17 protein-coding genes are annotated in these 22971 nt (G+C 62.7%); 8 read left to right on the plus strand and 9 right to left on the minus strand.

From position 1 onward, the window contains the following. Window positions 1-1857 (plus strand): hypothetical protein, encoded by a 1857-nt coding sequence (locus ACH5N8_RS08925; protein ID WP_483281057.1) that lies wholly within the window; start codon window positions 1-3, stop codon window positions 1855-1857. A gap of 66 nt (window positions 1858-1923) precedes the next feature. On the opposite strand, the gene chrA is transcribed toward ACH5N8_RS08925, so the two are convergent. Beyond that, on the minus strand, window positions 1924-3147 hold the full coding sequence (gene chrA, locus ACH5N8_RS08930) for a chromate efflux transporter (RefSeq protein WP_483281058.1): 1224 nt from the start codon (window positions 3145-3147) through the stop codon (window positions 1924-1926). A gap of 227 nt (window positions 3148-3374) precedes the next feature. Here chrA and mutY point away from each other — a divergent pair, with 227 nt between their 5' ends. Both mutY and ACH5N8_RS08940 read left to right on the plus strand, forming a co-directional pair. Next, window positions 3375-4415 (plus strand): A/G-specific adenine glycosylase, encoded by a 1041-nt coding sequence (gene mutY, locus ACH5N8_RS08935; RefSeq protein ID WP_483281059.1) that lies wholly within the window; start codon window positions 3375-3377, stop codon window positions 4413-4415. A 51-nt stretch (window positions 4416-4466) separates the two neighbouring features. Continuing rightward, window positions 4467-4739 carry an oxidative damage protection protein gene (locus tag ACH5N8_RS08940; RefSeq protein ID WP_460028724.1) on the plus strand — a complete coding sequence of 91 codons (273 nt, stop codon included), beginning with the start codon at window positions 4467-4469 and terminating at the stop codon, window positions 4737-4739. Window positions 4740-4751: 12 nt separating this feature from the next. Here the strand turns inward: ACH5N8_RS08940 and ACH5N8_RS08945 are convergent, their stop codons facing one another. From ACH5N8_RS08945 to ACH5N8_RS08955, 3 genes are all read right to left on the minus strand, one after another. Then, window positions 4752-6470, minus strand: coding sequence for a L,D-transpeptidase family protein (locus tag ACH5N8_RS08945; RefSeq protein WP_483281060.1), 1719 nt, complete (start codon window positions 6468-6470; stop codon window positions 4752-4754). A gap of 15 nt (window positions 6471-6485) precedes the next feature. Further along, window positions 6486-7403, minus strand: a complete 918-nt coding sequence (gene rdgC, locus ACH5N8_RS08950) for a recombination-associated protein RdgC (RefSeq protein WP_460028722.1) — start codon at window positions 7401-7403, stop codon at window positions 6486-6488. 304 nt (window positions 7404-7707) lie between these two features. Further along, window positions 7708-7944, minus strand: a complete 237-nt coding sequence (locus ACH5N8_RS08955) for a hypothetical protein (protein WP_483281061.1) — start codon at window positions 7942-7944, stop codon at window positions 7708-7710. An 843-nt stretch (window positions 7945-8787) separates the two neighbouring features. Between ACH5N8_RS08955 and ACH5N8_RS08960 the strand changes: the two genes are divergently transcribed. Beyond that, window positions 8788-9549 carry a DUF2490 domain-containing protein gene (locus ACH5N8_RS08960; protein WP_483281062.1) on the plus strand — a complete coding sequence of 254 codons (762 nt, stop codon included), beginning with the start codon at window positions 8788-8790 and terminating at the stop codon, window positions 9547-9549. 6 nt (window positions 9550-9555) lie between these two features. Here ACH5N8_RS08960 and ACH5N8_RS08965 read toward each other — a convergent pair whose 3' ends face one another. From ACH5N8_RS08965 to ACH5N8_RS08975, 3 genes are all read right to left on the minus strand, one after another. Beyond that, a complete protein-coding gene (locus ACH5N8_RS08965; RefSeq protein ID WP_483281063.1) occupies window positions 9556-10932 on the minus strand; it encodes a VpsF family polysaccharide biosynthesis protein in 1377 nt (458 codons plus the stop codon). 24 nt (window positions 10933-10956) lie between these two features. Then, window positions 10957-12411, minus strand: a complete 1455-nt coding sequence (locus ACH5N8_RS08970) for an oligosaccharide flippase family protein (protein ID WP_483281064.1) — start codon at window positions 12409-12411, stop codon at window positions 10957-10959. A 100-nt stretch (window positions 12412-12511) separates the two neighbouring features. Next, complete coding sequence (locus ACH5N8_RS08975) at window positions 12512-14125, minus strand: GumC family protein (protein ID WP_483281065.1); 1614 nt, start codon at window positions 14123-14125, stop codon at window positions 12512-12514. 263 nt (window positions 14126-14388) lie between these two features. Here ACH5N8_RS08975 and ACH5N8_RS08980 point away from each other — a divergent pair, with 263 nt between their 5' ends. The 4 genes from ACH5N8_RS08980 to ACH5N8_RS08995 all read left to right on the plus strand — a co-directional run bounded on the left by ACH5N8_RS08980 (window position 14389) and on the right by ACH5N8_RS08995 (window position 19102). Then, window positions 14389-15798: an undecaprenyl-phosphate glucose phosphotransferase gene (locus ACH5N8_RS08980; RefSeq protein ID WP_460026393.1), complete on the plus strand. Its 1410-nt coding sequence runs from the start codon at window positions 14389-14391 to the stop codon at window positions 15796-15798. An 84-nt stretch (window positions 15799-15882) separates the two neighbouring features. Continuing rightward, window positions 15883-17106: a glycoside hydrolase family 5 protein gene (locus tag ACH5N8_RS08985; protein WP_483281066.1), complete on the plus strand. Its 1224-nt coding sequence runs from the start codon at window positions 15883-15885 to the stop codon at window positions 17104-17106. Window positions 17107-17477: 371 nt separating this feature from the next. Further along, window positions 17478-18551, plus strand: coding sequence for a glycosyltransferase (locus tag ACH5N8_RS08990; RefSeq protein ID WP_483281067.1), 1074 nt, complete (start codon window positions 17478-17480; stop codon window positions 18549-18551). A gap of 104 nt (window positions 18552-18655) precedes the next feature. Beyond that, window positions 18656-19102 carry a DapH/DapD/GlmU-related protein gene (locus ACH5N8_RS08995; RefSeq protein ID WP_483281068.1) on the plus strand — a complete coding sequence of 149 codons (447 nt, stop codon included), beginning with the start codon at window positions 18656-18658 and terminating at the stop codon, window positions 19100-19102. A 163-nt stretch (window positions 19103-19265) separates the two neighbouring features. Here ACH5N8_RS08995 and ACH5N8_RS09000 read toward each other — a convergent pair whose 3' ends face one another. Both ACH5N8_RS09000 and ppsA read right to left on the minus strand, forming a co-directional pair. After that, entirely contained in the window at window positions 19266-20357 is a 1092-nt protein-coding gene (locus ACH5N8_RS09000) for a glycosyltransferase (protein ID WP_483281069.1), read from the minus strand. 173 nt (window positions 20358-20530) lie between these two features. Beyond that, complete coding sequence (gene ppsA / locus ACH5N8_RS09005) at window positions 20531-22957, minus strand: phosphoenolpyruvate synthase (RefSeq protein WP_483281070.1); 2427 nt, start codon at window positions 22955-22957, stop codon at window positions 20531-20533. Window positions 22958-22971: the final 14 nt, after the last annotated feature.

Raw genomic sequence — 22971 nt, forward strand, 5'->3', positions numbered from 1 at the left:
TTGCGGGGGCAGGCCCGTTCCCGGCTGTGGCTGGCCCTACTGGCGGGCCTGAGCCTCTGCGCCGGGGAGCCTGACGCCGTTGCCGATACGCTCGATCTGCTCTACATCGATGCCAACGTCGATGGCTCCAGTGGCGGTCATACGGCGCTCCGGCTGGGCGACACGGTCTACCACTACCAGAATGATCGTGGCTACACCCGCCTCGCCCGGGACGGCTGGGAACGCTTTCGCTTCGTCTACAACGATCTCGAGAACCGCAGCATTGATCTCGTCCGCCTGAGTGTTCGGACCGAGGACGCCGAACGCATCCGGGAACGGCTGAATCTGCTGTATCTGGTGCAGAGCCGACAGGTCGAACATCTTGAGGACCTGCAACGCGACATCCGGCTGCTGAAGTCCTGGCGGGACGATGAGCCCCTGCTCATGCCCGGCGCCGGCTTCTTTGCCCCGACATCGCAGTCCGCGACCCTGAGCAGGCTGCGGGAACAGCTGTGCGAACGCGAGGGCCCCCGCTATCTCGCCAACCTGCAGTCGCGCTACCGGCACCGGCTGCAATCGCTGCGCTATCAGCCCGTTCACGGCCGATCCGACGCCAGCCTGGCACCGGATCGCTATCCGCGTTATCCGCTCACCTTCTCCGAACGCCTGACCGACGTCGGCGCGCGCTGGTTCGCCGTCAACGCCATGCAGGGGGGCTGGGCGGTGGCCGAGGATCGACTCATCGACGTATCGCGGCTTCTGCCACCCGGGCAGGCAAGCCTGACCGCACCCGAACGGGTGGTGCTGGCGCGTTACCGCGAACAGTTGCAGGCAACCATCCTTGCCGAGCTGGCGCGGGAATCCCCTGCCGGCGGACCGGCTCTGCTGCTGGCCCTGGCCCGTCTGGAGGCCGTCGGCGCCGCGCTGGACAGCGGACACCTGCTGGTGCTCGATATCCTGCCGTCCCGACCAGCCTCCGAACTGCGCGAGCTCTCGACTGAGGACCGGGCGGCCCTGATCACGCTGGCCGAGCGGCTCCATGAACGCTTGCAGCAGCAGCGCGCGGCAGCGCTATCCTCGGCGGAACCCGACGAGATGGCCTATCAACGGCTGGAGCTGGCGGGCTCCGAGCTGCATGAAATCGAACAGGGGCTGGCAACCGGGCGGGCCCTGCGGGTAAGCCGCGACGCCGGCCCGCCGGAAGGGTTGGGCTACATCCGCCCGCCTCTGCCGACTGTCGGCCACGCCAAGCTGGACCGCTGGCCGCGTCAGGCGGAGGAACAGGCCGCTGCCTTTCTGGCCCGTCTCCGCGCGCATTATGGTTACGAGCTGCTGACCCGCAACTGTGTGACCGAACTGGCGCGGGCCATCCACAGCAGCTTTCCGGACACGCCCGCCATTCGCGCCGCGCTGGGCGCATATATCGAGCCCGGCGCGGAGCAAGGCTTCATTCCATTTCGCTTTTTCGAGCTGGCCCGCCAGCGCTATCGAGCCCAGGCCGTGCGACACCTGCCGGCCTTCCGCCATCGGGCAGTCGAACGGCTGCTGGCGGCCCATGACGACTGGCTGACAGCGATCCGTGAAAGCATGACCCTGAGCTCGTCGGTCTATGAGTCCCGTGCAGGTGACTCGGCATTCCTCTTCTTCACCGAGCGGCAACCGCCCTGGGCCCGCCCTCTGCTGGGCAGCCTCAATCTCGGCTACGCGCTGGGCGTCAGCGCCTTCGGCACACTCAGCGCCCCCTTCGACCAGGGTTTGCGACTGGCGGAGGGACTGCGCGGCGCGCTCTTCAGCCTGCCGGAACTCGCCGGTTGGAACATCCGCAAGGGCAGCTTTGACGAGCTGACGGTGCGCGCAGCATCCCGTGACGCTCCCTGAGCGCGTGCCCTTCCCCGTCGCCCCGATCGCGAACGGCGGGAAACAACAATCCGGACCGCTGCCGCCTCAGCCCATGAGGCCTGTCGCATCGAGCAGCCAGGCTGTGCTGGCACTGGCGACAACGACCAGCCAGGGTGACCATTTCCAGAACACCAGCGCGACAAACGCCGAAAGCGCCAGGCCGAAGTCGGGAGCCTGCCCAATGGCGCCGGTCCAGACCGGCTGATACAGCGCCGCCAGCAGCAATCCCACGACCGCCGCATTGACGCCGGCCAGCGCGGCCTGGGTATGCCGGCTGCGGCGCAAACCCTCCCAGAACGGCAGGACACCCGCCACCAGCAGGAACGAGGGGACAAAGGTCGCCAACAGGCACAACATCCCGCCAAACCAGCCGGAATACGGCTCCGGCATCGAAGCCCCCAGAAAGGCGGCAAACGTGAACAGGGGACCGGGCACCGCCTGGACGGCGCCATAGCCGGCCAGGAAGACGTCCTGGGCAACCCAGCCGCTCGGCACCACCGCCGCTTGCAGGAGCGGCAACACGACATGGCCACCACCGAAAACCAGCGCTCCGGCGCGATAGAAGGCGTCCACTATCTGCAGCGCATGCCATGGCAACAGCGCCGCGAGTATCGGCAAACCCAGCAGAAGCGCCAGGAATGCTGACAACCACAAGAGGCCAGCGCGATGACCTATGGCGATGGGCAATGGCTCGTGCGTGCCGTCCCGCGGCACCCGGCAACAGACCAGCCCGACCAGCCCGACCAGACCGGCCAGCACGATCACCGCGGCCTGTCCAGCCGCAGACGGCAGCAACAGGACCAGGCAGGCCGCCGCCGCCATGAGAGTGATGCGCAGCCGGTCCGGGCACAGCGAGCGGGCCATGCCCCATACCGCCTGGGCAACGACAGCCACGGCCACGACCTTGAGTCCATGCAGTAGCCCCGACGGAATCCGTTCGCCATGGTGCGCAATGCCCTGGGCCAGGAGTATCAGGGCTAGGGCCGAAGGCAGGGTAAAGCCCGCCCAGGCAGCCAGGGCGCCAGCGTAGCCCGCCCGGGAAAATCCCAGGGCCATGCCGACCTGGCTGCTCGCCGGCCCGGGCAGAAACTGGCAAAGCGCCACCAGATCGGCATAACCACGCTCGGAGAGCCACTGCCGGCGGATGACGAATTCCTGCCGAAAATAGCCGAGATGAGCCACGGGTCCTCCGAAAGAGGTAAGACCCAGGCGCAGAAAGGCGAAAAAAATCCGCCAGGGGCTGTGATCGGACGTATGCGATGGCATCATGGGCGGCTAGCAAAGTCGTTGGTCCAGGCTCTGGCTGGACGCGACGCCGGGCAGACTTGCGCGGGAATATGGCAGGGCCGGCGGTTGGTGAACGACGATACCATCGCCACGCTGCCGGACCGGAATGTGCCCCAAAAGAGGCACGCGCCCCTGATCCGCCCTGACCATACCCGGGGATGAACCCGGTCGCCAATACGCATCCGTTACCTCAGTCTGTCCCAGCGCCCATGCAAGCTCCCGCGTTTGCCTACCGTGTCCTCGACTGGTACGACCGGCACGGCCGCAAGGATCTGCCCTGGCAAGTCCCGCGCAGCCCTTACCGTGTGTGGATTTCGGAAATCATGCTGCAACAAACGCAGGTCGCGACGGTCATCCCCTATTTCCGGAAGTTCGTCGACCGCTTTGCCGGGGTTGAGCCGCTGGCCGCGGCGCCGCTGGACGAGGTCATCGCCCATTGGGCCGGCCTCGGCTACTATGCCCGCGCCCGCAACCTGCACCGGGCCGCGAATCGCCTCTGGGCGGACCACCAGGGCCAGTTCCCGCAGGATCTCGACGCCCTGCAGCAGTTGCCCGGCGTGGGCCGTTCCACCGCCGGCGCCATCCTGAGCCTGGGACTGGGTGGCTGGGCGCCGATACTGGACGGTAACGTCAAGCGCGTGCTGTGCCGCCATGCCGGCCTGCATGGCTGGCCAGGCAGCCCCGCCATGTTGCGCACACTGTGGGCATTGAGCGAACGGCTGACGCCACGCGAGCGCACCGCCGACTACAACCAGGCGATGATGGACCTGGGCGCGCTGGTCTGCACACGCGGCAGGCCCCGCTGCGAGGCATGCCCGCTCGCGGCGGAATGTCGCGCCAGGCGCGAGGAACTCACCGCGGTCATCCCGTCGCCCAGACCACGCAACAGCCTGCCCGTGCGGCACTGCTGGCTGCTGGTGCTGCTGGACTCACGGGGGCGCGTCTATCTGGAAAAGCGTCCGCCAGCCGGCATCTGGGGCGGCCTCTACAGCCTGCCCGAATTCGATGATCCGGCATCGCTGGAGCTGTGGTGCCGGTCGCGAGGACTCGCAACCGCCGATCTCGAAGTCCAGCCGACCCGGCGGCATACCTTCTCGCACTTCCATCTGGATTACACGCCAACCCGGCTGGTCGCCGTCCCGATGACCGGAGTCGGCGAGGCGCTCGATCATGGCTGGTTTGAACCGGAGGCACTCCCGGGCCTTCCGGCTCCGGTAAAATCCCTGCTGTCCGGTCTGGCGGCCGGTTGAGCCTGGCCGCCGGGCTATCCGTCAACCAACCCCAGCCAACATGAGTTGTCCATGACCCGCATCGTTACCTGCCAGCGTACCGGCAAACAGGCCGAAGGCCTCGACAAACCGCCCTTTCCCGGCCCCGAGGGCGAGAGGATTTACCAGAACATTTCCCGCGAGGCCTGGCAGGAGTGGCTCAAGCTTCAGACCATGCTCATCAACGAGCACCGGCTGACGCCCTTCGAGGCGGAAGCCAGGCAGTTGCTGGCCCGGGAGCGGGAGAAATTCCTGTTCGGCGGCGCGAGCGATATGCCCGAGGGCTATCGCCCGCCAGCCGGCTGAACGGTCGGCCCGCTACTCTTCCTCGGCCTCGGCGTTATCCGGGGCGTCCAGGGGATCGAGACTGCCATAGGGTGAGGTCCGGGCATCGGTCGGGCGCGTCTCCGCCAGCGGTTCCGGCTCGCGCCCGGGGCGATAGGGATCGGCGGGAGAGTAGAACGTCTCGCTGTCGCGGGCTTCCCCAACGGCCGATTCGCCCCGGACGGTCGACGGCCGCAACGGTGCGACCCTGCCGCCGGCATACGGCTCGACCTCGCCAGCCGGACGGCGCGGCGGCACGGACCCGGGGGCCGGCAACCGGGCATCCAGCGCGCTCCGGTTCGGGTCTGCTTCCTGGCGGACCGGCGCGAGACCCTCATCGCTTGCGGCCGCCTGGCGCCAGTCGCCCCCGCTGCCGCCGATCACGAGCGGAATGCCGGTGGGCTTTTCCACCGCCCGGCGTACCTTGTCCATATCGACGGAGGCGCCGGTCCTGTCCTGCATCTTCTGGATTTCCGTCCTGGCGATGCGCAGCAGGAAACGTGCCCGCAGTTCATCCTCGCGCTGCAGCTGCTCCTTGCTGACATCCTCGTCCGGATCATGGCCACGGATACCGACGTCCTCGTCCAGTGGCTGGCTGACTTCCATGTACAGCAACCCACCCCGCCAGCCCAGCTTGACCGGCTGGTTGACCAGATAGACCGGAGCACCGACCGGCACCAGCGGGAACAGTTTGGCAATGTCCTCGTTGTACAGTCGCATGCAGCCGTGCGTCACGCGCATGCCGATGCCGTCGGCCTTGGCCGCGTCGGTACCATGGATCAGGTAGCCCGGCACCGACAGGCGCATGGCGAACTGGCCGAGGGGATTGTCGGGCCCCGGGGGCACCACATCGGGCAGGGGATCACCCTTGGCGGCATGCTCGCGCTTGATCGAGGCCGGCGGCGTCCAGGAGGGATCCTTCTGCTTGTGGACGACCGTGGTCTTGCCGATCGGTGTGCGCCAGTCCATCCGGCCCATGCTGACCGGATAGGTGATGACCTCCCCTGCTCCGGAAGACTCGAAAGCGGTAACGTCCGGCGCGGGTGCCGGTGTGGGCGGCCTGGGTGCGGCGCTGGCGACGCAGGGCTTGGCGGCAGCCTTGGGATTGGCCGCGGAGGCCGGCCTGGCAGCCGGTTTGGCCTTGGCTGCGACAGTCGATTGGTTGGCGGTTTTGCCGTTGGCTGCGGCGGTTGACTTGGTGGCGGCTTTGGCTCCCGGCTTGGCAGCGGTCGTCTTGGCACCGGCTTTTTCGGGATTCGCCGGCTTGTCGGCGGGTTTCTTGCAAGTGTTGACCACCGGGGCTTTTGCCGCCACCGGTACCTTCCGTGGTGCTGACGCCCGGACCGGGAAGTAGTAAAGCCGCATTTCCGGGATGTTGACGACGATACCGGCCCGCGGCGCATCCGGCAGGATGTACTCCTTGGGGATCACGACGTCGGTACCGGCCTTCGGCAGCCAGCGATCCACGCTCGGATTGGCCATGACCATTTCATCCTGGCCGATGCTGTAGCGACGGGCAATATCGATCAGGGTATCTTCCTGATGCGCGCGGGCATGGCGGATTTCTCCGATGATGTCGTCGCCGCTGTCGGGCGTTCGAAAAACCTCCGCCTGCGCGAGCAGGTCGGCACCCAGCAGCCAGGCAAGCGCCACCGCGCGCAACAGGGGACGGACAGGTCGCGTTGGAGAGGGTGTGATCGGGTGGTCGGACATGGAAATCACCTCGGACTAGGGCTTGGCCACGGGAGCCTCGCCGCCAAACCAGCCCAGCAGAACCGGCAGGAAGGCGTCGATTTCGAGGCTCATGAGCGCAAAATCGGTATCGAAGCGGGCTGCCCGGTCGCTGGTTTCAACCTCGGCTGCAGCTTCCTGAATGGCGTCCAGAAAACGCAACCGCCGGACCGTCAAGGACTCGTCCAGCATCAGGCTCAGGCGGTCGTTCCAGCTGATCGCCAGCTTCTGGACCTCCTTGCCGGCATGAATGTGGTTGAGGATCTCGGGAGCATCCAGTTCATGCCGACGGCAGCGGACGATGCCACCATCCTCCTCCGGTGCCTTCAGCTCGCATTCGTTCTCCAGGTTCACCCCATCCGGAACGCCGCCGCCAACCAGCCATTGGGTCATGATGGCAGCCGGACGCTCCCGCGTCGCGATCGGCGCTACCGGGAAACCGTCCAGCGTCTGCCGCAAGGCGGCAACAAAATCCTCCGCCTTGCGGGCGCTGGCACTGTCGACGACCAGCCAGCCAGCGCGCGGATCGATATAACCATAGGTGCGCCGGGTCTGGCTGAAGGCACGCGGGAGGATCTCGTGCAAGATCTCGTCGCGGATGGACTCACGCTCCTTGCGACGCACCTGGCGCAGCTGTTGCTCCTCGATCTCCGCCACACGCTCGGCAACCAGTTCGTTTACGACCGCAGCCGGCAGGATTTTCTCCTCGCGTTGCAGGGAAAGCATGATGAAGCCACCGGTCTGATGCAGCAGTGGCAGGTTTTCCTTGCCCAGCGGCGGAAACCAGCCTTCGCTCTGCGGCTCCAGGCTGCCGCAATGACGGAATCGCTTCTCTTCCAGCCGTTTTTCCAGCTCGGCGCCCTCCATCTGAAAGGGTTCGCCGAGACGGAGCAGAGTCAGATTCTTGAACCACATCCGGTTTGTACCGACCTTGAAGAAAAGCGTGCGATTATCGCCAGCCCGCCTTCATTTGTCACCCAAGAGACCGGATGGCGGCACGTTATGTCTCGAACGGTCAATAATCGACTGCGCCAGCTTCGCGCGATTCCGGCAGGGCCCTGCGCGGGAAGCGGAGTGCCCCGAGGAGCGTCATCAACGCCACGGGATCACGGGGCGATGGCGTGGGCCCGTGGTCAAACGGCGGCCGTGGGTAGTCCTGCGCCAGACGCCAGCCCGGAGGCTGGCTGGCAGAGGAGCACGCAGCGGGATACGGGGTTTCCTAGGAGGGGTGCCGTCCGGACTCGTGGCGATGCAGGGCATGAAGCTGCAAACGGGATTCGGGCCGGTGGTTGACCAGATGGCCGCGCCCCTGGTCATTCGACAACCAGATGTCACGAGACTCCAGTCCCGCCAGCCGTGCCTCATCCGCCTCGTAGGGAGCCTTGACAGGCGCACTGGAAGTCAAGGCGGCCAGCATCAGGATGATTGATGCCTGAAAAAGGTCGGGATTGCTCACTCGATGTCTCCGCGTCGTTGTTACCGGAGCTGCCCGCAGCAGGACTCGTGCCCATGGACAATAACATTTTGCCGAACAGCAGGTTATCGTCAAAGGCAACGGAACCCCATCAGGAGAATGGGCATAGCGCTGGGTTGATATGAACTGGCATCGGTGCAAAAGCACACGAACACGATATGCTCGGTATATTTTCCGGCGGAATCCAACCGATTTACCTAGTTACCAAATATGCCTTCGATACCATCAATCAATACCCACGATGTCATCATTCTGTAACAAATAAGACATAGACTTGTCATGCGTCCTTCATGAAGGCCTGCATGCCATCAAACGATGGGCTTATCCCAATAAAGCGAACCTCGGCAGGGACATCATTGCAGGTATTCGACATCCGCTTCCAGAGCACAAGAACGTGAAGGAATTCGACGCCAATCTGGGGGCTGCATCGACGCCGTGGCCGCCAGCGATGGCCTTGAGGATGCCAAACAGCGATTCGGGCCTTGGGACGTTATCGTTGCAAGCGGCAAAGATACCAAGGATATGGCGTGGCGAACGCCAGCACGACATCGGCCCGTCCTGCGACTCGCCCATAGAAATCAAGCCCTCTCCTTCTGGCTCAACCGAGGTAGTTTGCCAGCGTGATGCGCTATAGATCAGCAGCATTTGTTCGAACCTTCGCCGGCCGCCAGTTGCATCTCATGCATTACGGTCAGCAAACACCCGGCAGATCGCAGCGAATCACCAGCTTACCCGGCTTGCAATGTCCCGCGCATGCTGGCAAGACCAGGAAACAGCCAATATAGACAGAAACTTTCTTAAATAGCATATCTTTTCCAATTTTCCATGAAAAAAATACTACATCTGATTGTGTTATCGGCCTTTACTGTCCCGGTTCTGGCGGGAGGCGGCGGGGCCGACGGAGTAGAAGGCACCGAACAGCTGTTCGGCATGTGGGGCAATGTCATCGTCAATGGAAAATTTGCCAAGGATTCTCCATGGCTCTACTACGCGGACTTGTCCTTGCGTGCCGCACAACAATATGGATACCCGGGCAACAATGACCGCAACATGGTTCTGGCCGCGGTGGTGACGCATGATGCGATAGGCTACAAGTTCGATGACAATCATAGCGTCCACGTTGGTTATGCCTTCCAGACCGTCAAGGATCCTTACGCGAAACTAGAATCCCCGTTCAACGAGAATCGTGCCTGGGAACAATATACCTATTCAACGCCAACCCCAATCGGCAGTTTTTCCTCCCGATCCCGGCTGGAGCAGCGCACCGTAAACCTTAGCGAAGGCCGTTATAATGGCAGAGAAGTCGGGGTACGTTTTCGCCAGCAGTTCAAGCTCGCCTACCCCCTGGACGACAAATGGTCACTCATTGGCTCGGACGAATTATTCGTCAATGCCAATACCGTGAACTGGGGCCCGGTTTCCGGCATAGACCAGAATCGTGTTTTTGTCGGCGTCGGATACAAATTCGACAAGGTATGGCGCACGGAAATCGGCTACATGAACCAATACCTCAACAGAGATGTCGTCTATGATCGCGACTTTGACCTCGTATCGCTGAATCTCTATATCGATGTCCCCAACGACTGACGTCCGTCATGGCCGCGACATAGGCTCACGAACCGGCTGGCGCAGGCGCCGGAGATGGTTCCGATAGAGCTCATGCTGGCCGGGGTGAATCGGCTCCTGATTCTGGTGCGTGCGGGCAACGGCAGTGGCCCCGATCAGGGTCGCCAGCAGCAGGCTCAGGTTGGGCGATTTGTGGGACAGCGCATCGTTACTGGAAGCAAGCAACAAATAGACGAATGCCGCCAACCGCACCGGCGTCGGCCCCTTGCGTGCCACGCTGACCATCAGGCCAATCAGCCCCAGGGCAAACGGCACGAAGGCGAAAATACCGAGCTGGATGAGCAAAACCACCCAGAAGTTCTCGATATTGAAGTAGCCACCCTTGGCATCGATCAACTGCGCCAGTCCATCGGTACCCGCACCGAACAGGAACTGCCCCAGGGTCAGCTCATCCAGCAGCTGAACCGATTCGAGCCGGCTGGCCGCGCTATCGTCCCAGAACAGCTTTTCAAAGATGCGGGCGCCCAGATCCAGTTTCCAGGCGGAATATCCGCCGGCAGCAAGGACAAGTGGCAACAGCAGGCTAGCCCAGATCAACCAGCGAATATCGAGCCTGGAGGCAACCATCGCACGGAATGCGGCATACCCCGCCCAGGTGGACATGAACAACAGGGCTGCACCGAAGGCGCCACGACTGCCAAAGGCAAACAAGGAAAGGAACAGCACCAGCAGACAGGGAATGCGCCAGCCAACCGGCAGGATCAGGCATGCGAACAGGACCGGGACCGTGCGCTGAGCGCTCTCCAGAGGATGACTGGTCAACGCCGCGGAGCGGAAAAAATCCTCAACAACCTCCTCGTCGCCAATCATGTAGGGCAGGAGGCGCCACTGCGTTGCCGATTCCACGATGCCGAGCATCGCGTTCACCAGAGTCAACCCCAGTATCCAGTAGAAAAGACGCTGCCGGTAGGTATCGGGCGAGAGATACAATAGCGCGACCAGAAGCGAGGGGATAAACAGGGTATCGATGAAGAATCCGACCCCGCCCGTGCCGAAGCGGATCGTGGTGTAAACCATGATGCCGATCAGCATGAGTGCATACCCTGCAAGCGCCGGGAACTGACGTGACAGGGCGACAAACTGGCCCATCGGATCGCGGCGAACCATGGTCGCCACGAAGGCCAGGGCAATCAGATAGCTGCCCGGATGAAACTTGAAAGGCAAGGCGCCACCCGGGACGTTGTAGGGTATGCCAAGCAGAACCAGCAGATTGGCCGGCATGACGTAGTAGAGAATGAGGGCAAGCAGTCCGGCAGCTTGTGAAACGCTGCCGGTGGCAGGCAACAGCGGATATGCGCTCATCGCCGGATCTGTCGTCGGGGTTGCCCGGAAGACCGGCAGCATGTCAGGCGGCACGGAAGCGTGTCATCACCGTTTGGGGTCAGCCAAACCCCGGGCAATGCGCCTCCGGATCCCGGCCAAATCGAGCCAATAGGCGACGAGACCATAGCTCAGCACACCCGCGCCGACACCCTGCAGCAAACCCTGCACCGTGCCGGAAAAGGCCAGCAGGCGAACCACTCCGTACATCAGGCCACAGGCAAGCAAAGCCTTCAACATGTCCATCATGGGGGGCCGCCGGCGCAAACCGGCATCGGCCAACGCCACTTGCAGGATCATCGCCGTGACATAGGCCAGGACGGCGCTGGCGATGGCGCCGGGCAGACCGAATGCGGGTATCAGGATCAGGTTGGCCAGCAAATTGACGCCCAAGGCAGCGGCGTAGGTTCCGGAAAGCGCCGCGGTCCTGCCCGTCAGCTGGAATGTCTGGGCAAAGTAGTGATCCACAAAACCCTTCAGGAGTCCGGTCAGGGCAACCCATGGCAATAGATTGGCAACACCTTGGTGAAACTCCCTGCCCAGCATGAAAGTGGCGATTGGCTCAGCCAGGGCGGCCAGCCCGAACGCCATTGGCCAGGTGAGTAAAATCAGGGTGACCAGAGCCCCTTGCATGATGGCGTTCACAGCGCTGATGCCTTCGCGCTCATGCGCGTTGAAACTCAAGGAAATGGTAGCCGAACCAATCCAGTTAAAGGCGATCGACAGGGGTCTTTCGGCTATGGAAACAGCGGCACCATAGAGCGCTACCGCCTCCTCACCGGTCAAGTAGCCCAGAAGGAATCTATCGAGGCTGGCCAGCGACATGCAAAGCACCAGCGATACCGCCATGGGCCAGCCATACTGCCAGATTGATTGCAACAGAGGCCGGGAAAAACAGCCCGGGCGAAGGTTGCGCAGGATCCAGGGTAAATCCACCACCAAAAGCCCCAGATTGGCCAGTGCGCTACCCCACAAGGCAAATTCCGGCTGGCCCGCACCACGGCTGACCAGCACGTAGCCAAAACCCAGGCCCGCCAGCGCCTGGCTCGACTCCAGCAAGCTGTAGCGACCAATCCGCAGGTTGGCGCGATGGGATTCCAGGCCAATCTGAGCCATGCTGCGGCACACCATCATGCTCATGGTGGCAAAGACAAGCGGGCGGTAACGGCCCGACCCTTCCGGGTAAAGCATGTCAAGCCCCCAGGCCAGACCCATCAGGGCCAAGCCGACCATGAGAGCCATGGCATAGACGGTGGTGAGCAATTCACGGGCTTGCCGCGGCTTCCTCATGCGGGGCGTGAAGCGGGCCACGCTCATCGTCAGCCAACTGAACAGCAGCCACTGCCCCAGCAATTGCGCCGTCAGGGCAAGAACATAGGCGCCATACTGCTCGGTCGTCATCAATCGGCTATACAAGGCCAGACCGCCAAGCCCGACAACGGCCAGCAGCAAATTGGCCGGCGCCAGGCTGGTGAGATGGAAATGCCAGCCGCGGGTTTTCATGATCCGGCAGCGGCCTTGGCGATTCGCCCGTCGGTCGGGTCATCGGCCAGGCACAGGGCTGGTGCCTGGCAATCTTCCGCGCCTGCCGTGATGGCAAACATCAGGTCTTGCCGGCCGGGACAGTCAGATCGGCCTTGAAGGGAACGGTGACCAGGACAGGCAGGCCGAGCTTTCGCTCAACCTCCTCTGGCGCGATGAAGACCTGCCGGAAATAATGCTTGATCAGGGCGGCAGCGAGCGCCATGAAAGCACCGATCAAGAGCGCCGCAACGCTGATCATCAGAAAAAGATTGGACCCCTGTTCGACAGGGCGTGGATAATCGATGATGCGAACATTATCCATTTTCTGGCGGTCCATTTCTTCGAGTATCATGGCTTCCTCGACTTTCTGCGCATAGACCTTCAGGTTATCCTCCAGAAAATCGCGCTGTATCTTCAGATTCTTGAAATCCTTCTCCAGGTGGTCGAATTGCTGAAGCTTGTCATTGAGCGAGTTCTGTTCCGCGATCAGGCTGCTCAATCGCCCCCGCAGGGAGGCCGCTTCGACGCTCCGCATGGCGAAATCGGATTCCAGCGCGTCTAGAATCGGATTTCGCCCCACACGCCGATGCCTTGACTCGGTCGGCGGCAGGGCTTTCATGTTCTGCTTGAGCGCCTGGATCTGATCGTCGATATCGCGGATGTAGCGGCTATCCTCCGTGAACTTGGTCAGCAACTCGTTGCGGCGCGCTTCCAGGGTGATCAAGGTGGCGCGGGCCGAGTCGCTATTCTCCGAGCGGATATTTTCCTGGTAAAGGGCCACCTCGGCCGGCGTCGTGGCCAATTTCGCACCAAGCGCCTCCAGTCGGCTTTCGGTTTCCCGAAGCCTGGTCTCGGCCTCCATGCGACTACCCAGCAACTCGGCCTGCTGCCGGATCAGCAAAGACTTCTGGTCCTCGAAGTCACTGATCCGATGGGCCAGCTTGAAGTTCTCGATTTCGCGTGCTTTTTCGTTGAGTCGATCCGCGATTTTTTCCCTCTGCTCCCTGAACACTTCCGAGCGTGTCTGGGCATAAATCTTGTGGCGGGTATCCAGATAGGACGCCATCAAGGCGTTGAGGGCATCCGCTGCGACGAAGGGATTCCTGTGCCGGAAATTGAGCAGAATGACGTTGGCATTCTTGATGCTCCAGACCTTGAGCGCTTTCTCGAAGCGGACGACGGCCTGATCCATGAGCTGCGCCCGCCGGGCGCGGATCTTCTGCCGCCGACTCAGGGGGGCAGACTCAAGACCCAGTCCGTTTTTGACGGCGCCCACCAGGCCTTGCCAGAAAGAAGGGCGTGAACGCCGGAGTTTCCTGGCGATGTCAGGATAGAGGCGCTCCAGGCCGGTCAGCTTGATGGCTTGCCAGATGGCTTGCCGATTCTTGAAAATCTCGGCCTCCGAGAGAACAAACTCCTCGCTGGTCATGCTCAGCGAGATATTGTCGCTGCCGACTTCCTGCTTCATGGTGTAGGCACGGCTCGGCAATACCAGCACCCGGCCTTCGGCGGTATAAACCTTCCCAGCCATAGAACCTGCCAGTATGCCGATGAGGCCAATGATGAGAAATACGGCCAGACAGAGCCGTTTCTCGCGAAAGATTTGCGTCAGCAGTTCGCGCAGCCCATACCCGGTGCCCGTCGGGGAAAAGTTGCGGGCGACCTTGTCGGCCAGGTTCACATGATTCGACATAGGGTTGGGTTCACCATCCGGGGTGGACGAGAGGATCCAGATGCTGACGCCTCGCCGGCCGCGCAGCCGCCGGCAAAGTACGGAAGCCGCGGTCACAGGCGCGGGACCGCAGGCTGCCCGGGAACCCGTCCCGCTCACGCATCAGCCCCGAAAACATCAGGTAACCAGCTGTAAATTCAGAAGAAAAATCATTTGCCCAAGATGCGCATCAGGGCACATGGTAGCATGGCAACTCAATGCCACGACGGGTGAGGATCGAGCCGATGGGTTCCCGCGTTTATCTGCAAATTGCCCTGATGCTGCTGGATTTTGGCTGGGGCATGCTGTCATCCCGGATAGCACTGTGGCTGGTATTCGGCGGCAATGCCGAAGTGCTGCCGGAGTATCAATTTCTCACCGTGGCCATCCCGCTGGTCTTCGTTCTGAAGATGCGGGACGTCAAAGCCTATGACGTGGGATATTGCGGCGTTCTGCGTGAATGCCTCAAGCGAACCGCCTACTGGTGGCTGCGGGTCTTCGTGCTGCTGGCGGCCGTGCTGGCCATCACGGGTACCGCTCACTATATCGTCAATCGCTGGTGGTTGATCTGGGCGCTGATCGGCCTCCTGGGGCTCTGGCTTTTCCGCGGGTTGCTGCTCATGGCCTACCGGGCCGGCTGGTTACGGTCGATATCCGTCACACGCCTGGCCATCGTGGGAGCCGGGAGTGAGGGTCAGGAACTGGCCGCCCGCATCCATGGCAGCGTTTCCCGCGAATTCGAGCTCATCGGGCTGTTTGACGACCGCAGCGACCCGTTGCGCGACCAGCAGGCCTCCCCTGAGCAACCTCGGCTTGAAAGAGCCGGCAATACTGACGACCTGCTGCGGCTGATTCGGGACAATCGCGTCGATCAGGTCCTGATCGCCATACCGCTCCGGGCTCAGGAGCGCATACAGGCATTCATCCACAAGCTGCGGGTGACGCCCATCGACATCTACGTCAACATGATGCCGCTGCAAAGCCTGGGGCTGAAGTCGGGAGATCTGCGTCTCTCGACCCTGGGCGAGGTTCCCTTGCTGCGTGTCATCCACAGCCCGATCGGCCCATGGGCGGCGTGGCTAAAGCGGCTTCTCGATATCGTCATTGCCAGCCTCGCCCTGATCGTACTGGCGCCGGTCATGGCCCTGATCGCACTGGCCGTCCGGCTGGATTCGCCCGGACCGATCTTCTTCGCGCAGCGGCGCGGTGGTTTCAACACCCGCAGCTTCGACATGTACAAATTCCGCTCCATGCGCGTCGCCGCGGCCGAGAGGATGATCCAGGCACGCCCCGGCGATCCGCGCGCCACCCGCGTCGGCAAGTTCCTGCGGCGCTGGAGTCTGGACGAGCTTCCGCAGCTATGGAACGTTCTGGTGGGCGACATATCGGTCGTGGGGCCGCGTCCCCACGCGGTGGAAATGGACGACGAGTACGCCAAGATCCTGGACGAATACGTGTCCCGCACACGCGTCAAGCCCGGCATCACGGGCTGGGCCCAGATCAATGGCAAGCGCGGTCTGACCGACACGCCCGAGAAAATGGCCCAGCGCCTCGAGTACGATCTTTACTATATTGAACACTGGAGCTTCTGGCTGGATTTTCTGATCATCCTCAAGACCTTCGGGGCCGTGATCAAGGGTGACAATGCCTACTGACCCGGATCGAGTCACCCAAGCGCCATCAACATTGAAACCAAGGGCATTGCGATCCGTCGATGTCCAACCATCAGGAGAACAACCATGCAAGTTTTCAAGTCGTTACGATGGGCGATACCGGTGGCGCTTGCCATGCTGGTCTGGCCTTGGCTTTGCCTGGGGGCCCCCCCCGGCAAAGCCGCGCCATCACCAGCCACGCTGCCCAACCTGCAACGCGGGGTCAACCTTTCCCACTGGCTGACCTACTATGGCCGCCAGCCGATCGTCCAGGCGGACATGACGCGCATCGCCAGCGCGGGCTTCGATCATGTCCGCATCAACTTTGATCCCGGTCTCCTGGGCTGGAACCCGGACAGCCGCAGCAATTCGGCGTCGCTGCCGCAGATCAGCAAACTGGACAACGCCGTCAACATGGCCCTGCAGGCGGGCCTGGTGGCCGTGCTGGACTTCCACCCCTCCGCCACCCTGAAACAGCGGATCGAAAAGGAGACCAGCGTTCAGTCGGCTTTCATCAACTTGTGGGGAACCCTGGCCAAACGCTACAAGAGCAGACCCCAGGACAAGCTGGTTTACGAGATCCTGAACGAACCACAGTACTGGGATGGCACGGGCCCCAAACCCTGGTTTGAACTGCGCAACAGGGCACTCGCCTCGATCCGGAAACAGGACCCGGGACATCTGGTCCTGCTGTCCGGCAGCTATGGCGGCGGGTTGCGTGGACTGCTGGAGGATCAGCCCGTGAACGATCCTGCCGTGGCCCACACCATTCACTATTACGAACCCTATCTGTTCACCCACCTCGGAGCCCCATGGGAGCCGCATCTGTCGCGGCCGGAAGGGATGTTCACCGGCCTTGCCTACCCCGCCTCCAGCAGCACCTGGGAAAGCCTGACCCTCAAGCCGGGGGTGAACGAGGCGGTGGTCAGGGCGGCGTTCGATGAGTACAAGGACCAGAACTGGGGTTACGACCGAATCCTGCAGGATCTGACGCTGATACAAAACTGGGCCGCCACCAACAAGGCGAAGGTGATCTGCAACGAATTCGGCGTCGTCCGGATTCATCCCACGCCGGTCACCGATCCGGCCTATCGCTCTGCCTGGCTGAGGGACATGCGCAATGCCCTCAGCGCCAAGGGACTGGGCTGGACCGTATGGGATTATGCCGACATCTTCGGCATTGCCGTTGCCACGGGCAATACCTACCTCTCCTCCGATGGCGCGGTGATTCCCTCCGATACCAACAACCCCGTCAGGGAGTGGAATCCGGGCGATCTGGAGGCCCTGGGGATGACCGTCACCGCAAAGTAAACGGGGTGGAGTCGCGCTTGACCCGGCGGCAGCACTCGACCTGCGACGCCCTTCCGCCTTGTCCCTGGCTGCTGCGGGAAACCGCACAGCCAGGACACCTGTGTGGTGCCGCCAGACGGGATGGCGCCATCGCCGGAATCCGGCAGGATTCGCGCTGTCCGGGATTTCGGGGCACCTCGAAAAACCTCTTTTTCCGAAAAATCACGTCCTGTAAATCAGTAGGTTATAGAGATAAATCTGACGAAATCCGGGGTTTTTCGAGGTGCCCTTCGGCGAACCCTTGGCCGGCGCTCACGGAGAGATCATCACCCGCAACTGGCCGAGACCGGCCTGCGCCACGCCCATCAACCTTTGCCCAGCGGGTTAGCCCCATGAAAATCAGCATCCTGCTGCCCAGCCTTGCCGGGGGTGGCGTCGAAAGAATGAGTCTCAACCTTGCCGAGGACTGGCTCCGGAAGGGACATGAGGTCGAGTTTGTTCTCCTGGAAAATCAGGGGGAGCTGGTCGACAAGCTGCCATCCGGGGCAAGCCTCCAGAATCTCGGCTCATCCAGGCTGCGCTGGGCCATTCCAGGGCTTTGCCGACATCTCAAGGCCAGCAGGCCCGACGTCATTCTGTCCAGGATGTGGCCACTCACCGTCGCGAGTGCCATGGCCTGGTTTTATGCCGGCTGCAAGGGCCGTTTGTTCCTGTCCGAACACAACCATCTGAGCAGCGAAAGAAGTTCCATACCATTTCTGCTAAAACTGAGCCTGCGCGTGACCTACCCGTATGCCAGCGGCATTATCGCGGTATCAAGAGGTGTCAAGGACGATTTGCTCACCCTCACCGGCCTGGCGGACGACAAGATACGAGTCATCTATAACCCTGTGCTCAGGCAACGGGTCGACGCGGCGCCACGAGCAATCAGGCAGGGTAACGGGCCGAAGAGGATCATCACGCTAGGTCGCCTGGTCCCGCAGAAGAACCATGCCTTGCTGCTGAGGGCCCTCAAGGAACTGCGCAACACCATGGACGTCAGCTTGACCCTCTATGGTGAAGGCCCGTCAAGGCAAGCGCTGGAATCCCTGGTGTCTGAGCTTGGCCTGGGCGAGTCGGTTGCGCTCCCGGGATACAGGGAAAATGTAGACGACTGTTTCAGGAACGCGGATCTGTTTGTCCTGTCGTCCGACCACGAAGGATTTGGCAACGTGCTTGTCGAAGCCTTGGCCCATGGCATCCCGATCGTCAGCACGGATTGCCCGAGCGGCCCTGCGGAAATCCTCAATCATGGTGAGTTCGGCACCCTCGTCCGCTGCCACGATCCCCAGGAACTGGCCCGAGCCATGCGGGAGAGCCTGATATCCAGGCATGCTCCCGAGCGGCTGATGGCACGCGCCAACGACTTTACGGTCGAGAAGATTTCAGACGAATACCTTGACTATTTCATGAGCGTCCAGAAATGAATAAGGCACATCTCTTATTGAGGGCCCTCTATCATCGGTTCATTCGCGGGAACGAACTTAAAGACCATATCCGTCGGGGCCTTAAGGTTGGAAGAAACTTCAAGATGCTGGAAGAGGTCAAGCTTGACCATTCCCATATCTGGCATATCGAAATCGGTGATGATGTTACCTTAGCGCCACGTGTCCACATTCTGGCGCACGACGCCAGCACCCGCACGCATCTGGGGAGTACCCGCATCGGCAAGGTCACGATCGGTGACCGGGTGTTCGTCGGCGCCAGTTCGATCATTCTTCCCGGCGTCACCATCAGCGACGATGTCGTCATCGGCGCAGGCAGCGTGGTCACGCACGATATTCCGCCCGGCTCGGTCGCCGCGGGCAATCCGGCCAGAGTCATCGGCACACTCGACGCTTTTCTCGACAGGAGGCACAAGGAGATGCAGGCTCATCCCTGCTTCGGTAAGGAATATACCGTTGAGAAGCATCTCTCCGACGCCATGAAGGCCGACATGAACGCGCGCATGCAGGACCGTATTGGCTATGTGACCTGAACGAGGCCGGAAACCCGAGATCCGGGCTCCCGTCCGGGCCCCGCAAAACACGGCTGGACGGATCCCGCACGGAACACGAGGATCATGCCGACAGATCAGGTCCTGCTCCCGTGCAATCGCATCGTGAAAGGGCTCGAGCAGACCGGGGCGAGCGAAGCCCCACTCAGCCCCCCCCCCCTCTGAGCACTTCACGGTAGACGGCCAGATTCGCCTCCACCATCACCTGGGGAGAGAATTCACGCATGACCCGCTGCCGGCCCGCCATCCCCATGCACCGGCGCAAGCCGGGGTCCTCCAGGAGCCTGGCCAAGGCGCCTGCCAGTTCGAGCGGATCGGCTGGAGCAACCAGGATGCCGGTTTCGCCGTCGCTGACCGCCTCGGGTATTCCACCCACCCGCGATGCGATGATCGGCACCGCAGCACAGGCGCCCTGCAGGAGGGAAACCCCCATGCCTTCCATCAATGCCGGATGGACCAGCACATCCAGGCAGGGCAGGATGCGCGGCAGGTCAGGCCGGAAACCGGCCAGCCGGATAGTGCGCTCCAGCCCCCGGTCCTGGATGGCCTGGATCAGCTCGACCTCTTGCGGACCCTGGCCGAAAAACAGCACCTGCAGGTCGGGATGATCGCCCACGATACGGGCTACCGCCTCGATCAGATACCGGTGTCCCTTGCGGGGGATCAACTGTGCCACCACCCCGATCACCGGTTGCGCCGGCCCGATACCGAACGCCTGCGCGAACCAGTCGCGGTCGCGCGGCTCCTGCCACTCCTCCGCATCCACCGCATCCCTGGCATAGCGGAGTTTAGCCGCCGGCAAGCCCTCGCTCAGCAGCACCCTGCCGATGCCTTCGGAGATCGCAATCACCCGGTCATGCAGGCGATACTTGAGGGCCACCATCCACCGGCTCTCGGGATTGTCATTGCGGCGCGAATGGACCACGGGAGTGCCGCCAAGTCGCGCCGCCAGGCCGCCCATCACGTCCGCGCCGATACGGCTGTGCAGATGAACGATATCCGGCTTCACGGTCTGGATCAGGCGATACAGCCGGGCAATCAGACTCACGTCGAGATCGCCCCTCATCGGCACAGGGTGAACCGTTGCCACGGCGACTGCCCGCTCGGCCAACTGGCAGCCCGGTCGACAGGCAAGGTGATTTTCAATACCCCGGGCCTTCAGACCCTCCATCAGGAGCAGGACCTGGTGGGGACCACCATACAGGTTCCGTCCTCCTTCCACGTGCAGGATTTTCATCGTTCGATTGTTGGGCTTGTTTCCGAATCGGGGCGCCGCCGCTCGCCCGTCCTGGGCGAGTACAAGGGTATGGGCCTCGGGTGATTTCCATCACGAGTCAGCCATGGACACGCTCCAGGGCGGAGTGATCCTGCCTTGCAGGAAATGGAACCATCACTTGGGCAGGCAGGACCTCAGGAGCGTTGCGCCAAACCGGCCTCGATCTCCAGGAGATCCATGGTCGTTCGCAGGACCGCATCGGGGTTCAACGATATGCTGTCGATGCCGCATTCGACCAGGAAGCGGGCGAATTCCGGATAGTCGCTGGGCGCCTGGCCGCAGATGCCGATTTTGCGGCCCGCTGCCTTGGCATCGCGGATGACCGAGGCAATCGAGCGCATCACCGCCGGGTTCCGCTCGTCGAAGATATGCGCGACGATCTCGGAATCGCGGTCCACGCCCAGGGTGAGCTGGGTCAGGTCGTTGGAACCGATCGAGAAGCCATCGAACACCTCGGCGAACTCCTTTGCCAGCAACACATTGCTGGGGATCTCGCACATGACGTAGATCTCCAGCCCGTTCTCGCCGCGCTTGAGACCGTTCTTCTCCATCTCCGCCAGCACCCGTCTGGCTTCCTCGACCGTGCGGCAGAAGGGAATCATGATCTTCAGGTTGGTCAGGCCCATCTCGTCGCGGACCTTCTTCATGGCCCGGCATTCCAGGGCGAAGCCGTCGCGATAGCGCGGGTCGTAATAGCGGCTGGCGCCCCGGAAGCCGATCATCGGGTTTTCCTCCGTCGGCTCGTAGGGCCGGCCACCGACCAGGTTGGCGTACTCGTTGGTCTTGAAGTCGCTCATGCGGATGATGACGTCGTTCGGATGGAACGCCGCCGCGATCATCGCCACGCCCTGCGCCAGTCGCTCGACGAAGAAGCCGGGTTTGTCGTCATACCCCACGGTCAGCCGGTCGATCTCCTCCTTCACATCCGGATCGTTCAGGCGCGCGTAGTCCAGCAGCGCCTTGGGATGGATGCGGATCGAGTTGGAGATGATGAATTCCTCGCGCGCCAGGCCGACGCCGTCGTTGGGCAGGAAGGACAGACGGAATGCCTCCTCGGGGTTGCCGACATTCATCATGATCTTGGTGCGCGGACGCTGCAGATTGGCCAGCGTCCGGCGCTCGACCGCAAAGGGCAGCAGCCCGTCGTAGACGTTGCCGGTATCGCCCTCGGCGCAGGACACGGTAACGGGCTGGCCGTCCCTGAGCAGTTCCGTCGCCCGCTCGGTGCCGATCACGGCCGGCAGCCCCAGTTCGCGACTGACGATCGCGGCATGACAGGTACGCCCACCGCGATTGGTGACGATGGCGGCAGCCTTCTTCATCGACGGCTCCCAGTCCGGATCGGTCCTGTCCGCCACCAGTACCTCACCGTCCTGGAAACGGTGCAGGTGCTTGACCGACTGGACAACACGGACCGGGCCGGCGGCGATGCGATCGCCCACGCTGCGACCGGTGATCAGCGGCTCACCGCCCGGCCCGCGCAACCGGTAGCTTTCGATGACACCGGCGGACTTCTGCGACTGCACCGTCTCCGGACGCGCCTGGACGATGAACAGTTCGCCGCTGCAGCCATCCTTGGCCCATTCCATGTCCATGGGCGTGGCCTGGCCGCGCTTGCGGGTATAGTGCGCCTCGATCAGGCAGGCCCAGCGGGCCAGGATCAGGATGTCCTCCTCGTCGATGCAGAACCGCGTCCGCTCCTCGGGCGGGACAGCCACGTTGCGCGTCATCCTGCCGCCGCCGATGTCGTAGATGAGCTTCTGTTCCTTGCTGCCCAGCGACTTGCGGAGTATGGGCCGGAAGCCCTGCCGCAGGGTCGGTTTGAACACGTAGAACTCATCGGGATTGACGGAGCCGGCGACAACGTTTTCGCCCAGCCCGTAGGCCGCATTGATCAGCACCACGTCGGGGAAACCGGTTTCGGTATCGATGGAGAACATGACCCCGGCAGCCGCCAGATCCGAGCGCACCATCCGCTGCACGCAGACGGAAAGCCCGATGCGCAGCTGGTCGAAACCCTTGTCGGCGCGGTAGGAAATGGCCCGGTCGGTATACAGGGAAGCGAAACAGCGCTTGCAGGCTTCCAGCAAGGCCGAGGGACCCTGCACATTGAGATAGGTTTCCTGCTGGCCGGCGAAGCTGGCATCGGGCAGATCCTCGGCGGTGGCGCTGGAGCGCACGGCCACGTCCGCCAGCACGGCGCCATCGCCGGAAAGCCGATGGTAGGCCGCGAGGATCGCCCGCTCCAGTCCCGCCGGCAGTTCCGCCGCCAGGATCGCATGCCGCGCCGCCAGGCCGCGCCGCTGCAGATCGGCGATGTCGTGGGTGTCCAGCCCGGCCAGGATTTCCCGCAACCGTGCCGCGACACCGGCATGCTCGAGGAAGTCGCGGTAGGCAGCAGCCGTGATGGCGAAACCGGGCGGGATGCGGATCCCCTGGGGTGTCAGCTCCCGGTACATTTCGCCGAGGGAGGCGTTCTTGCCGCCCACCAACGGCACGTCCTCAATGCCGATGTCCTCGAACCAGAGAATTTCCGCCTGGGTCCGGTCCACGCTGGCCATGGTCTCCTCCGTAT

The organism is Methyloparacoccus sp. NF-16 (assembly GCF_056880625.1).

Coding starts and splice junctions, on each gene's coding strand:
- chrA (WP_483281058.1), bottom strand. CDS start 3,147: ATGATGCCATCGCATACGTCCGATCACAGCCCCTGGCGGATTTTTTTC.
- ACH5N8_RS08995 (WP_483281068.1), top strand. CDS start 18,656: ATGCTGGAAGAGGTCAAGCTTGACCATTCCCATATCTGGCATATCGAA.
- ACH5N8_RS08975 (WP_483281065.1), bottom strand. CDS start 14,125: ATGTCGAATCATGTGAACCTGGCCGACAAGGTCGCCCGCAACTTTTCC.
- ACH5N8_RS08965 (WP_483281063.1), bottom strand. CDS start 10,932: ATGCTGCCGGTCTTCCGGGCAACCCCGACGACAGATCCGGCGATGAGC.
- ACH5N8_RS08945 (WP_483281060.1), bottom strand. CDS start 6,470: ATGTCCGACCACCCGATCACACCCTCTCCAACGCGACCTGTCCGTCCC.
- ACH5N8_RS08985 (WP_483281066.1), top strand. CDS start 15,883: ATGCAAGTTTTCAAGTCGTTACGATGGGCGATACCGGTGGCGCTTGCC.
- ACH5N8_RS08980 (WP_460026393.1), top strand. CDS start 14,389: ATGGGTTCCCGCGTTTATCTGCAAATTGCCCTGATGCTGCTGGATTTT.
- rdgC (WP_460028722.1), bottom strand. CDS start 7,403: ATGTGGTTCAAGAATCTGACTCTGCTCCGTCTCGGCGAACCCTTTCAG.
- ACH5N8_RS08960 (WP_483281062.1), top strand. CDS start 8,788: ATGAAAAAAATACTACATCTGATTGTGTTATCGGCCTTTACTGTCCCG.
- ACH5N8_RS08990 (WP_483281067.1), top strand. CDS start 17,478: ATGAAAATCAGCATCCTGCTGCCCAGCCTTGCCGGGGGTGGCGTCGAA.
- mutY (WP_483281059.1), top strand. CDS start 3,375: ATGCAAGCTCCCGCGTTTGCCTACCGTGTCCTCGACTGGTACGACCGG.
- ACH5N8_RS08970 (WP_483281064.1), bottom strand. CDS start 12,411: ATGAAAACCCGCGGCTGGCATTTCCATCTCACCAGCCTGGCGCCGGCC.
- ACH5N8_RS09000 (WP_483281069.1), bottom strand. CDS start 20,357: ATGAAAATCCTGCACGTGGAAGGAGGACGGAACCTGTATGGTGGTCCC.
- ACH5N8_RS08940 (WP_460028724.1), top strand. CDS start 4,467: ATGACCCGCATCGTTACCTGCCAGCGTACCGGCAAACAGGCCGAAGGC.
- ppsA (WP_483281070.1), bottom strand. CDS start 22,957: ATGGCCAGCGTGGACCGGACCCAGGCGGAAATTCTCTGGTTCGAGGAC.